Source organism: Myxococcus sp. CA023 (genome assembly GCF_010998615.1).
Taxonomy (GTDB): domain Bacteria; phylum Myxococcota; class Myxococcia; order Myxococcales; family Myxococcaceae; genus Myxococcus.
In genome coordinates this window covers 44,891-56,329 of the sequence record NZ_JAAEAH010000064.1, presented here as the reverse complement: position 1 = coordinate 56,329, position 11,439 = coordinate 44,891, and the positions used below count along the sequence as shown (strand labels likewise).

General features: G+C 69.4%; 12 protein-coding genes. 2 read left to right on the top strand and 10 right to left on the bottom strand.

Translation table 11 applies throughout. The features are described 5' to 3' along the window. Both F8M74_RS26200 and F8M74_RS26195 read right to left on the bottom strand, forming a co-directional pair. Nucleotides 1-1,026 (bottom strand): DMT family transporter (locus F8M74_RS26200; protein WP_141279887.1); only part of this gene is annotated, 1,026 nt, incomplete at its 3' end. Next, nucleotides 1,027-2,004: a GNAT family N-acetyltransferase gene (locus F8M74_RS26195; RefSeq protein ID WP_141258028.1), complete on the bottom strand. Its 978-nt coding sequence runs from the start codon at nucleotides 2,002-2,004 to the stop codon at nucleotides 1,027-1,029. It abuts the gene before it with no gap. A gap of 188 nt (nucleotides 2,005-2,192) precedes the next feature. Between F8M74_RS26195 and F8M74_RS26190 the strand changes: the two genes are divergently transcribed. Then, entirely contained in the window at nucleotides 2,193-2,711 is a 519-nt protein-coding gene (locus F8M74_RS26190) for a cytochrome c oxidase assembly factor Coa1 family protein (protein ID WP_228560779.1), read from the top strand. A 77-nt stretch (nucleotides 2,712-2,788) separates the two neighbouring features. On the opposite strand, the gene F8M74_RS26185 is transcribed toward F8M74_RS26190, so the two are convergent. The 4 genes from F8M74_RS26185 to fsa all read right to left on the bottom strand — a co-directional run bounded on the left by F8M74_RS26185 (nucleotide 2,789) and on the right by fsa (nucleotide 6,703). Beyond that, complete coding sequence (locus F8M74_RS26185) at nucleotides 2,789-3,754, bottom strand: electron transfer flavoprotein subunit alpha/FixB family protein (protein ID WP_140866355.1); 966 nt, start codon at nucleotides 3,752-3,754, stop codon at nucleotides 2,789-2,791. A gap of 36 nt (nucleotides 3,755-3,790) precedes the next feature. Next, nucleotides 3,791-4,588 (bottom strand): electron transfer flavoprotein subunit beta/FixA family protein, encoded by a 798-nt coding sequence (locus tag F8M74_RS26180; protein ID WP_141258030.1) that lies wholly within the window; start codon nucleotides 4,586-4,588, stop codon nucleotides 3,791-3,793. Nucleotides 4,589-4,705: 117 nt separating this feature from the next. Continuing rightward, nucleotides 4,706-5,842: an acyl-CoA dehydrogenase family protein gene (locus F8M74_RS26175; RefSeq protein ID WP_026114250.1), complete on the bottom strand. Its 1,137-nt coding sequence runs from the start codon at nucleotides 5,840-5,842 to the stop codon at nucleotides 4,706-4,708. A gap of 189 nt (nucleotides 5,843-6,031) precedes the next feature. After that, complete coding sequence (gene fsa, locus F8M74_RS26170) at nucleotides 6,032-6,703, bottom strand: fructose-6-phosphate aldolase (protein WP_141258031.1); 672 nt, start codon at nucleotides 6,701-6,703, stop codon at nucleotides 6,032-6,034. A 132-nt stretch (nucleotides 6,704-6,835) separates the two neighbouring features. Here fsa and F8M74_RS26165 point away from each other — a divergent pair, with 132 nt between their 5' ends. Next, a complete protein-coding gene (locus tag F8M74_RS26165; protein ID WP_140794916.1) occupies nucleotides 6,836-7,894 on the top strand; it encodes an SIS domain-containing protein in 1,059 nt (352 codons plus the stop codon). Nucleotides 7,895-7,977: 83 nt separating this feature from the next. Here the strand turns inward: F8M74_RS26165 and F8M74_RS26160 are convergent, their stop codons facing one another. From F8M74_RS26160 to dapB, 4 genes are read right to left on the bottom strand one after another with little or no spacing between them, the layout of a single operon-like run. Next, on the bottom strand, nucleotides 7,978-9,318 hold the full coding sequence (locus tag F8M74_RS26160) for a hypothetical protein (protein ID WP_141258032.1): 1,341 nt from the start codon (nucleotides 9,316-9,318) through the stop codon (nucleotides 7,978-7,980). Further along, a complete protein-coding gene (gene folK, locus F8M74_RS26155) occupies nucleotides 9,315-9,839 on the bottom strand; it encodes a 2-amino-4-hydroxy-6-hydroxymethyldihydropteridine diphosphokinase (RefSeq protein ID WP_141258033.1) in 525 nt (174 codons plus the stop codon). Before folK ends, F8M74_RS26160 begins: the two co-directional genes overlap by 4 nt. Next, nucleotides 9,836-10,606, bottom strand: a complete 771-nt coding sequence (locus tag F8M74_RS26150; RefSeq protein ID WP_141258034.1) for a fumarylacetoacetate hydrolase family protein — start codon at nucleotides 10,604-10,606, stop codon at nucleotides 9,836-9,838. The genes folK and F8M74_RS26150 overlap by 4 nt, the downstream gene beginning before the upstream one ends. Next, nucleotides 10,603-11,418 carry a 4-hydroxy-tetrahydrodipicolinate reductase gene (gene dapB / locus F8M74_RS26145; RefSeq protein ID WP_141258035.1) on the bottom strand — a complete coding sequence of 272 codons (816 nt, stop codon included), beginning with the start codon at nucleotides 11,416-11,418 and terminating at the stop codon, nucleotides 10,603-10,605. The genes F8M74_RS26150 and dapB overlap by 4 nt, the downstream gene beginning before the upstream one ends. Nucleotides 11,419-11,439: the final 21 nt, after the last annotated feature.

Here is an 11,439-nt window from a genome sequence, read left to right as displayed (position 1 = left end):
CCCCCAAGCAGCCGCCCCCACCTCCGACATCAACACGCCCGACAGGATGAGCGCGCCGCCCAGCCACTCGCGAGGCCCGAGCGTCTCGTAGCCCAGCATCACTGAGAACAGCGCGGCGAACACCGACTCCAACGAGTAGATGAGCGCCGCGCGCACCGCGGTGGTGCGCGCCTGCCCCCATGTCTGGAGGCTGATGGCCACCGCGCTGGCGAACACACCGCAGACGAGCACCGCCCCCACGAAGGACGGATGCCAGGCCACGCGCCGCTCCACGAAGGGCAGGCACAGCGCGGACAGCAGCGCCACCGTCCAGAGCTGCACCGCCACCAGCCCCATCACCCCCTGCTTCGGCGCATGCCGCTCCGTCATGAGGATGTGGCACGCGTAGGCCACCGCGCCGCCCAGCGACAGCACATCTCCGGACGACAGGCCGCCACTGCCAAGCCCCGCGTCGGGCTGCGTGAAGAGGTAGAGCCCCACCGCCGCCGTGCCCACCCCCAGCAGCGAGGTGAACTTCGGCGCCTTCCGGTAGAGCACCAGCGACAGCAGCGGCACCAGCAGCACGCACAGCCCGGTGATGAACGCCGAGCGCGACGGCGTGGTGGTGGTGAGCCCCACCGTCTGAAGCGAGAACCCCAGGAAGAGGAAGGTGCCCAGCATCGTGCCGCTGCGCAGGTTGCGCGCCGTCAGCACCTGCCGTCCCGCCAGGGCGCTCAACACCACCGCGCCCACGATGAAGCGCAGCGTGAGGAAGCTGAACGGGTCGCCGTGCCCGAGCGCGTCCTTCACCACCACGAAGGTGATGCCCCAGAAGGAAGTGATGAGCGCCAGCGCCCCATCCGCGCGAAGTCGCTGCGACCGCGACGAGGGCTCCGTGGCCCCCCCCAGCATGTCGGACGTCGAGGTGCTCATATCGCGCGGGCCACCGGAGAGATTGACGCCGGGCTCGCCAGGGGACGTCACGGCGGCCACGGCCGCGGGCTTTTTGACGCAGCCAGGGCGGCCGCGCAACCTCCGGCGGCGCACCTACAGGGTGCGCTCGACGACGACCAGCCGCTTGGAGCGGCCCGTGGCATCCCAGGCCTCGTTGGCCTGCTGGGTCAGCGTGGCGTCCGCTCGCCGGAACGCCAGCCGCTCGAACGTGCGCAGCGACGCCGTGTTGTCGTCGTCCACGTCCGCGAAGACGTGCGACTGCCCCTGGCGTCGGGCCTCCTCCATCAGGCACTCCAGCAGCCCCGTGGCCACGCCCATTCGCCGCACGCGGGGCGCCACCACCAGGGAGCGCACCCAGACGCCCTCCAACTGCAAGCCCTCCTGCCGGTAGGAGTCCACCCAGGCGAAGCCGTGCATCCGTCCCTGGGCGTCGAAGGCGCCCGCCGCGGCCCCTCTGCGCTCCGCGTCCAGCAGGCCCCAGCGCTCGCGCAGCTGACGGCGCAGGAAGCCCGGAGACACCACCAGCCGCTCACTGGCGAAGGCCAGGAGCGCGTCCAGGTCGCCGGCCGTCAGGAGCCGCACCTCCAACGGCCCCACCAGGCGGCGACGAAGCGGCAGCGACCATCCGGCGAAGAGGAAGTCCCACACGCCCCGAGACACTAGCCGGGTCCGAGGCCAGGCCCACGCCGTGGACGCGGCCTGCTGCGCCAGCCGCAGCGCCGGACGCAGCGGTCTGGGCAGTGGAATCACCCAGCGGCCCCTGCGGATGGCCACCACCCGGCCCAGCGTCACGCCTCCCGGGGCGTCCTGGGGCCCCAGCAGCGAGGCCGTCCGCCACGGCCGCGTGGACACCACCACGTGCGCCACCAGCTCGCGCCCCTGCCGCATCAGCGCGACGTCCCCGGTCGCCAGCGAGCCCGGGCCACAGCGCATCACCCGCACCGAGTCCCCGGCCCGCAGCAGCGGAAACAGGCTTCGCCCCGCGCCACGCACCCACAGCCGGTGCCCTGGAGGCAGTGCCTCCAGCACGTCCAACAACACCTCTGCGGAGGAGGATCTGCGCGAAGGCATGCGCCCAGCCTCACGTGCTCCCCGGCCCTTGGGAGCACTCGCGAAATCTACCTGTTGCCCGGTACACACACCAACCGCTGGCGGTGCCGGACGGCTTCCACGCGTTCCCCCGAGCCTCGGGAGCGAATAAGAGGAGGCCGCGCGTGAAGTGGGAGGAGGCGGCCATGGACACAGCACAGGAAGGTTCAATGGCGCCTCGGCCTGGCTGGTGGAGCCGCCACTGGCGCTGGGTCCTTCCGCTGGGATGCCTGGGGCTGCTCGCCTCGTGTATCGGCCTGGGAGTGCTCGCCACGTACCTGGGCTTCTCCTCCCTGGGGCAGTCTGACGCGCACCAGGAGGCCGTGGCCATCGCCAGCGGCGACGCACGGGTGCGGCGCGCCCTGGGCACGCCCATCGAAAGCGGCCTGCCCCGACGCAGCTCCGTACAGAGCCGCAACGGTGTCTCTCGCGCGCAGTTCTCCCTCCCGCTCGAGGGGCCCGACGGCAAGGGCACGCTACACGCGCAGGGTGAGAAACGCGGAGACGGCCCCTGGCAGTTCAACAACCTCATCGTCGCCCTGAGCGACGGCACGCTCATCGACCTGCTCCGAGCCGAACCACGCAAGCGCCCCGAGCTGCCACTGCCCGCCGAGCCGCCTTACGCGGACGAGGCCCCGGAGCCCAAAGAAGTGGCGCCGCGCGACGCGGGCCGCGACATCGAGCTGTGAGGTGAAAATGCGAAGGGGCGGCGCGGGGAGGTCCCCACGTCGCCCCTTGCGTCAGGACACGTCCGTGCCCTCCGGTACTACTTCAGCTTCGCCAGCTCCGCACGCAGCTCGGGCAGCACCTTGAAGAGGTCCGCCACCATGCCGTAGTCCGCCACCTGGAAGATGGGGGCCTCGGGGTCCTTGTTGATGGCGACGATGGTCTTCGAGCTCTTCATGCCCGCCAGGTGCTGGATGGCGCCGCTGATGCCCGCCGCGATGTAGAGCGCCGGAGCCACCACCTTGCCCGTCTGGCCGACCTGCAGGTCGTTGGGAACCCAACCCGCGTCGCACACCGCGCGGGACGCGCCCACCGCGGCGCCCAGGTCGTCCGCCAGGCCTTCAATCTCCTTGAAGTCGCCCTTGGTGCCGCGACCACCGGAGATGACGACGCGAGCCTCGGTCAGCTCGGGACGCGCGCTCTTCACTTCCTTGAAGTCGACGAACTTCGTCTTGGAAGCCTCGACCTTCGGGCTGAAGGTCTTCACCTCGGCGGCGCCCTGACCGCCAGCGGCGGCGGGGAACTCGGTGGCGCGCAGGGTGAGCACCTTCACCGGCGTGGTGAGCTTCACGTCGGCGAAGACGTTACCGGCCCACATGGGACGGGTGAAGGTGATGTCCGCGCCGCTGCCGTTGATGGCCATGACGTCGGTGGCCATGGCGGCGCGCAGACGGCCGGCCACGCGGGGCAGCAGGTCCTTGCCCTGCGCGGTGGACGCCATGCCGATGTAGTCCGCCTTCAGCTCCTGGGCCAGGGCGGCGATGGCGGGCGCGTAGGTCTCCGCGAGGTAGTGCTCCAACTCGGCGGCGGCGCCCAGGTGGACGGCCTTCGCGCCGTATCCCTTGAGCTCGTCAGCGACCTTCGAGGGGTCCTTACCCACCAGGGCGATGTGAAGCTCACCACCGGCCTTCTCCGCGAGCTGCTTACCGGCGGAGATGGCGTTGAAGGTGGCCTTGCGGAGGTTCCCGTCCGGCTGCTGCTCGGCGACAATGAGAACGATTGGCATTTGGATGACTCCGTAGAGAGTGTGCGGAAGGGCCGCTCAGACGACCTTCGCCTCGTTGTGCAGCTTCTCGACCAGGGCAGGAACGTCCGCGACCTTGATGCCGGCCTTGCGCGCCGGGGGCGAGGACATCTTCAGGACCTGGATGGCGGGGGTGACATCCACGCTCAGCTTGGCCGGCGTCAGCTCCTCGATGGGCTTGCTCTTCGCCTTCATGATGCCCGGGAGACTGGCGTACCGCGGCTGGTTGAGGCGCAGGTCCGTGGTGACGACGGCGGGCAGCTGGCACTCCACCGTAGCGAGCCCGTTGTCGACCTCGCGAATCACCTGCACGCTCTTCTTGTCGGCGGTGAGGACGATGGCGGGAACCTTGTTCTTCTCCTGCTCGCTCTCCATGGACTCCACCTTGGAAGCGAACGTGGCCTGGCCCCAGCCGAGGAACTCGGCGAGGTACTGGCCTACCTGGTTCTGGTCATCGTCGATGGACTGCTTGCCTAGGATGACGAGGTCCGGCTGCTCCTTCTCCACGACCTTCTGGAGCAGGGCCGCGATGCCGAGCTGGTCCACCGGACCGGTGTGGTTCACCCACACTGCGCGGTGCGCACCCATGGCCAGAGCGTGCCGGAGCTGCTCCTGCACTTCCTTGCCACCGATGGACACCACGACGACCTCGCCCTGGTGCTTCGCGACGAGCCGAAGTCCTTCTTCGACGCCGATTTCATCGAAGGGGTTGATCTTGTACTTCAGCCCCTCCTGAACGATGCCCGAGCCATCCGGCTTGACCTTGATCTTCGACTCGGGGTCTTCCACGCGCTTGGCGGTGACGAGGATCTTCACGGCGGTGCTTCTCCTTACGGGGAGGAGTTTGGAATCTGGAAAAAACGGTCTGGGTTAATAGGCATTGGCGCGTCGCGGCGGCAATGGGAAACGGCCGCCGGACGCGGTGCCGCGGCGCTACTTGAACAGTTCCCGCGCGATGACGAGCCGCTGGACCTGGCTGGTGCCCTCGTAGACCTGGATGAGCTTGGCGTCGCGCATCAGCTTCTCCACGGGGTACTCCTTAATGTAGCCGTAGCCGCCGTACACCTGGACGGCGTCGGTAGCGACCTTCATGGCCATGTCCGCGGCGAAGCACTTGGCGTAGCTGGACTGGAGGGAGTTGCGCTTGCCCTCGTCGAGCAGCCACGCGCTCTCGTAGGTGAGCATGCGCGCCGCGTGGGTGTTCATGGCCATGTCGGCAATCATGAACTGGATGGCCTGGTGCTCGATGATGGGCTTGCCGAAGGTGCGGCGCTGCGTGGAGTACTCCATGGAGTGCTCCAGCGCGGCGCGGGCGATGCCCACGGAGAACATGGCCGTCAGCGGGCGGCTGTTGTCCAGCGTGGCCATGGCGATGGCAAAGCCCTGACCCTCTTCGCCAATGCGGTTGGCCACCGGGACGCGCACGTCCTCGAACGTCAGCGACACCGTCTCGCTGGCGCGCTGGCCCATCTTGTTCTCGTGCTTGCTGACAGAGAGCCCTTCGGGGCGGCCCTCCACCACGAAGCAGGTGATGCCCTTGTGCTTCTTGCCCTTATCCACCGTGGCGAACACCGTGTACTGGCTCGCCTGGCCGCCGTTGGTGATGAAGCACTTGGCGCCGTTGAGGACGTAGTGGTCTCCGTCCAGCCGCGCCGTGGTCTGCATGTTGGCCACGTCGCTGCCGGCCTCGGGCTCCGTGAGACAGAACGAGGAGAACTTCAGCTTCTCCGTGAAGGGCGTGAGCAGCCGCTTCTTCTGCTCCTCCGTCGCGTGGAGGATGATGGGGAGGTTGGCCAGGTCGTTGGCGATGATGGACGTCGCCACGCCCGCACAGCCCCAGCTCAACTCCTCCGCGACGATGGTCTGGTCCAGGTGGGACAGGCCCACGCCGCCGTACTCGGCGGGTATCGCCATGTTGAGCAGCCCCAGCTCCCACGCGGTCGTCAGCAAATCGAGTGGGAAGGTGGCCGTCTCGTCGTAGTGGGCGGCCTTCGGACGCACCACTTCGCGGGCAAACTTGCGTGCCGCGTCCTGCAGCGCGCGCTGGGCGTCGGTGAGCTGGAATTCCATGGGGACCTCGTGACGGGTTCGGCTCGTTGACTCGGGAGTCAACGAATACATGCCGCAGCGCGAAATCGCCAGTGCAACCCACCGGGAACCGGAGGAGGACGGGCTCCATTTTTCTCAAAAAAACAGGCCCCAACCCCGCAGAGGGATTGGAGCCATGAAAACCGATGTTAGTCTGTATTTCCGGAGGGTCTATTTGGACGCGGGCGGCTTGGCGGCCTTGGGGACCTTCTCCCAGTCGGCCAGGAACTTCTTGATGCCGGCGTCGGTGAGCGGGTGGTTCGCCAGCTGGGTGATGACGTTGTAGGGCAGCGTGGCCACGTCCGCGCCCAGGCGGGCGGCCTGGAGCACGTGCACGGGGTTGCGAACGCTGGCCACCAGCACCTGCGTGTTGAATTGCTCGTAGTTCCGGTAGATTTCCAGGATGTGGGAGATGAGCTCCATGCCGTCCTGGGAGATGTCATCCAACCGGCCGACGAAGGGCGACACGTAGGTGGCGCCGGCCTTGGCGCACAGCAGGGCCTGGTTGGCGGAGAAACACAGTGTGACGTTGGTGCGGATGCCCTCGGCGGTCAGCGCCTTGGTGGCCTTCATGCCCTCCACGCCCATGGGAATCTTCACCACGACGTTGTCGTGGATCTTCGCCAGGGAGCGGCCTTCCTTGATGAGCTCGTCCGCTTCCATGGACACACATTCGGCGCTGATGGGGCCATCCACGATGGAGCAGATTTCGCGGATGGTCTCCTCCAGGCCCCGGCCCACCTTGGCGAGCAAGGACGGGTTGGTCGTCACTCCGTCCACGCAGCCCATGGCGTGGGCCTTGCGAATCTCCTCCACGTCGGCGCTGTCGATGAAGAACTTCATCTCGTCCCTCTCTTGAAGGTGGAATGTGCCCCGGCCAAAGGAGGCCGGGCGAGCAGGCGCGTAACCGATGCCCCCCCATGCGTCAAGGGTGGCCACCGCGGGGGGGCGGAGGTAGAAGGCCGGACACTGAACATGGCCCGCCCTTCCCGCTCCGCCGCCAAGAAGCCCCGCCTTCGCGCCCTCCCCGGCCGTCCCGCCCAGGCACCTGCCGTCCTCCCCGACGCGGAGGCCACGCTCGCCTACGCGCGGAGCGTGCTGGAGGCCGAGGCCCGCGCCATTCTCGGCGTGACGGAACGTCTGGGAGACGACTTCCTGCGCGCCGTGCAGTTGGTGCGCGACTGCCGGGGCCAGGTCATCGTCACCGGCATGGGCAAGGCGGGCCACATCGGCCAGAAGCTGTCCGCCACCCTGGCCTCCACGGGCATCCGCTCCGTGTACCTCCACCCCGCCGAGGCCGTGCACGGAGACTTGGGCCGCGTGGGCCGGGGCGACGTCATCCTCGCGCTGTCCAACAGCGGCTCCACGGAAGAGCTGATTCGCCTGCTCCCCTCCTTCAAGCGGATGGAGACGCCCGTCATCGCCCTCACCGGCGACGCAAAGAGCCCGCTGGGCCGCGGCGCGGACGTGGTGCTGGACATCGGCGCCATCGCGGAGGCTTGCCCCATGGGCCTCGTACCCACGGCATCCACCGCCGCGCTGCACGCGATTGGCGACGCGCTGGCGATGACGGTGCTGCGCTCGCGGCCCTTCGGCACGGAGGACTACGCGCTGCTGCACCCGGGCGGCAAGCTGGGGCGCTCCGTGCAGCGCGTCTTCGAGCTGATGCGCACCGGCAACGCCAACCCGCTGGTGCGCGACACCTCGCCCCTGTCCGCGGTGGTGGCGGTGATGACGAAGACGCCCGGCCGTCCGGGCGCCGCGTGCGTGGTGGACAAGGCGGGGAAGTTGGTGGGCATCTTCACCGACGGCGACTTGCGCCGCCGCGTGGAGGCGGGCCTCACCGACTTCACCGTGCCCGTGCGCGAGCTGATGGGGAAGAACCCGCGCTGCGTGACGCCGGAGACGCTGGTGCTGGCCGCGGCCACGCAGATGCGCGAGCTGCGGGTGGACCAGCTCCCCGTGGTGGACGTGGAGGGCCGCGCCGTGGGCCTGCTCGACGTGCAGGACCTGCTGGCCGCGAAGTTCGTCTGAGGCGAGGGCCGCGGAGGGCCGCCGCGCGGTCCTACTGAACGTGCAGGACCCGCTGGCCGCGAAGCACTTCTAGCGCGCGGGCGCTACTTGCCCAGCTTCGCCTGCAGACTCGCCTTGTTGGGGTAATCCGGCGCGTCGGTAGCGAGCTTCTCCCAGAGCGCCTTCGCGCCCTTGTCGTCGCCCTTGGCCTTGAGCGTGTCGCCCAGCTTCTCCACGGAGAGCGGGTCGGTCTGCACGGCCACGCCCCACACGCGCGCCGCCATGGGGCGCTCCAAGCTCACCAGGGACCAGGCCATGCCCGCCTTCGCGCGCCCGTTCTCCGGCTGGAAGGGAACCACGCGCGTGTAGTTCGCGAGCGCTTCCTGGTACTGGCCCTTCGCCAGGAGTTCCTCGCCCTCGTCCACCAGCTTCGCCAGGCCCTGCTCCAGCTCCGGCGTGCGCTCGGTGCCCTTCACCGCGTCCACCATCTCCTGCGACAGCGGCCGCGGCGCATCCGGCGCGGCGGCAGCAGGCGCCTGCGACAGGCGGATGCGGCGGTCCTCCGCGCGCGAGGCGAGCAACTGCTTGCGGCCCCCCGCCTTCACCGTCTCCTCCACGAGCGCCACCATCCGCTTCGCCATGGGCGCGCGGAACGAATCGGGGTACGTGGTAGCGACCGCCTCGAAGCCCTCGCCCGCCTTCTTCAGCGCCGCCACGTCGTCGCCCTTCGTCTCGAAGAGCAGCGCCGCACGCGCGTAGAGGGCCTCCTCGTGCAGGGGCTCCACCTCCAGCACGGCGTCGTAGGCCACCAGCGCCCTGCCACTGTCGTTGGACAGGTAGAGCGCGTTGGCCTGCATCACCGCCACGTCCAACACCGGAGCCAGTGCCGCGCGAGCACAGGACGCCGCGCCCGCGGTGTCCCCCTTCTTCGCGAGCGCCTGCGCGGCGGCGCCCATCTCCTCCACCGGCATCTCCGGGGTGAAGCCGCAGCTCGTCGCCTTCGCGATGGGCACCGTGGCCTTGCCCAGCTTCTTGCGCTGCGCCAGGAACAGCTCCCGCGTGGGCTGGGCGCGCGCCAGGGCCTGCTGAAGGTAGGTGCTGGCCTCCGCGTTGCGGCCGTTCACGTAGTACAGGCGGCCCAGCGACGCGGCGATTTCGAAGGTCTTCTCCCGGTCCGCCAGCCCCTCCGTGGAGTCGAGCTGACGCAGCAACTCCTCCGCGGACGGCGGCGCCCGGCCCGTGCCCGACATGGGCGGGTGGCCTGGGGGCAGTTGCTCCGGGCTGATGCTGGGAGCCACGCCTTCCGTGGGCGGGTGGCCCTCCGGCATGCCAGAGGTGGCGGGGGAGGCCGTGGTCCCCGGAGGGATGACCGGGTGGCCGGGAGGCAGCGTCGAGGGCTGGGCGGTCAGCAGCGCCGCAGTGGCCAGGGCAAGGGACAGGTTCATGTGTCGTTGCTCGAGTAGCTCGCTTCCGGCCACCACGTGGCCTCGCTCCTGCGGACATCCTGCGGGGCGAGTTTCCCGAGGAGCTCCTTCACCGACATCCCCAGTACCGGATGACGCAGGTGGGGCGCCAGTTCAACGAGCGGCTCCAGGGCGAAGCGGCGCTTGTGCAGCTCCAGGTGGGGCACCTGGAGCGTGGGGTCGGCCACCACTTGGCCCTCCCAGAAGAGGATGTCCAGGTCGATGGTGCGCGGGCCCCAGCGCACCTCCCGGCTGCGGCCCAGGTCCTTCTCAATCTGCTGAAGGATGCAGAGCAGCCGCTGCGGCGGCAGGCCACACTCCAGGGCCACCACCGCGTTGAGGAAGCGCGGCTGCGGCGGCCCCACGGGGGCGCTGTCGAAAAGCGAGGAGCAGTGGAGCACCGCCACCGCGTCGATGCGGGACAGCGCGGACAGGGCGGCGACGAGGTGATTCTCGCGCTCCCCCTCGTTGGAACCCAACCCGACGTAGACGGTGTCGCTCACGGCTCCATCTCAACAGGGTTCACCAGGGTTCCGATTCCCTCCAGCTCCACCTCCACCGTGTCCCCGGCCGACAGCTTCCCCACACCCGACGGCGTCCCGGTGCTGACAATGTCCCCGGGCAGCAGTGTCATGATGTGGGAGATGAACGACACCAGGCGCGCGGGACTGAAAACCATGTCGGACGTGCGGCTGTCCTGGCGCACCTGCCCGTTCACCCGGCACACAATGTGGAGGTCGTCGGGAGACAGGCCCGTCACCGCCCACGGCCCCGCGCACGCGAAGGTGTCGTAGCCCTTGGCGCGGGTGTGCTGAATCTCGCGGCGCTGGACGTCGCGCGCCGTCACGTCGTTGAAGCAGGTGAGGCCCCAGATGGCGCGCGCGGCGGTGGACTCGTTGGCGTTCTTCAGCTTCTCGCCGATGACGAGTGCCAGCTCCGCCTCGTAGTGGACTTCCTGGCTCGCCTTGGGGATGCGGATGGGCGAGCCCGTGCCATTGAGCGCCGTGGAGGGCTTGGTGAAGATGAGCGGCTCGGGCGGCACCGGCTTTCCCATCTCCTCCGCGTGCTTGCGGTAGTTCTGACCGATACACACGACCTTGGACGCGTCCGACGGCACCAGCAGCGTCAACGAGGACAGCGAACGGTGGATGCCCGTCTCCTTCGCGCCGGCCCAGGGTGCGGCGGTGAGGACCACCACCTCGGAGCCTTCCACCCGGCCGTGGTGCGCACGGCCCTCATGCAGGAAGCGGCAGTAGCGCGCGGTCGTCATGAAGTCCTCTGGAAGCCGAGCACGTCGGCCATGTCATGGAGACCAGGCGCGCGCCCCGTCACCCAGCGCGCGGCCCTCAGCGCGCCAGCAGCGAACTGGTCCCGGTTGGTGGCGCGGTGCGTGAGCTCGATGCGCTCGCCCTCGCCAAGGAAGTACACGGTGTGCTCGCCCACCACGTCGCCGCCCCGCAGCGTCTGCACACCAATCTCGCGCGCGGGCCGCGCGCCAATCTGCCCATGCCTCGCGAAGGTGAGGTCCTCCTGGGTGCGCCCCAGGGCCTCCGCCAGCACGTCCGCCAGCCGCAGCGCGGTGCCGCTGGGCGCGTCCTTCTTCATGCGGTGGTGCGCCTCCAGCACCTCCACGTCGAAGCCCGGCCCCAGCACCCGCGCCAGCTCCGCCGCCATGCGGATGACCAGGTTGACGCCCACCGACATGTTCGGCGCGGCGACGATGGGCACCGCCTTCGCGCTCTCCGCCAGCGCCGCGGACGCCTCCGGCGTAAAGCCGGTGGAGCCCACCACCAGGGCCACGCCGCGCGCGGCACACACCTTCGCGTGCGCCACGCTCAGCTCCGCGCTGGTGAAGTCGATGACGACGTCCGCCTGAGCGGCGTCCAGCGCTCGCTCCAGGCTGTCCACCACCGTCACGTCCACCGGGCCCAGCCGCGTCGCCACCCCGGCGTCCTGGCCCACCGAGGCGCTGCCCGGCCGCGCCGTGCCTCCCACCACCCGCAGGTCTCCCGAGTCGCGCGCCAGGCGAAGCAACGTGCTGCCCATGCGGCCGGTGATGCCGGTGATGACGGTGCGAATCATGTCTGCCGCGCTCCAGGTAAC

Coding starts and splice junctions, on each gene's coding strand:
- F8M74_RS26165 (WP_140794916.1), top strand. CDS start 6,836: ATGGCCCGCCCTTCCCGCTCCGCCGCCAAGAAGCCCCGCCTTCGCGCC.
- F8M74_RS26150 (WP_141258034.1), bottom strand. CDS start 10,606: ATGACGACCGCGCGCTACTGCCGCTTCCTGCATGAGGGCCGTGCGCAC.
- dapB (WP_141258035.1), bottom strand. CDS start 11,418: ATGATTCGCACCGTCATCACCGGCATCACCGGCCGCATGGGCAGCACG.
- fsa (WP_141258031.1), bottom strand. CDS start 6,703: ATGAAGTTCTTCATCGACAGCGCCGACGTGGAGGAGATTCGCAAGGCC.
- F8M74_RS26185 (WP_140866355.1), bottom strand. CDS start 3,754: ATGCCAATCGTTCTCATTGTCGCCGAGCAGCAGCCGGACGGGAACCTC.
- F8M74_RS26190 (WP_228560779.1), top strand. CDS start 2,193: ATGGCGCCTCGGCCTGGCTGGTGGAGCCGCCACTGGCGCTGGGTCCTT.
- F8M74_RS26175 (WP_026114250.1), bottom strand. CDS start 5,842: ATGGAATTCCAGCTCACCGACGCCCAGCGCGCGCTGCAGGACGCGGCA.
- F8M74_RS26195 (WP_141258028.1), bottom strand. CDS start 2,004: ATGCCTTCGCGCAGATCCTCCTCCGCAGAGGTGTTGTTGGACGTGCTG.
- F8M74_RS26160 (WP_141258032.1), bottom strand. CDS start 9,318: ATGAACCTGTCCCTTGCCCTGGCCACTGCGGCGCTGCTGACCGCCCAG.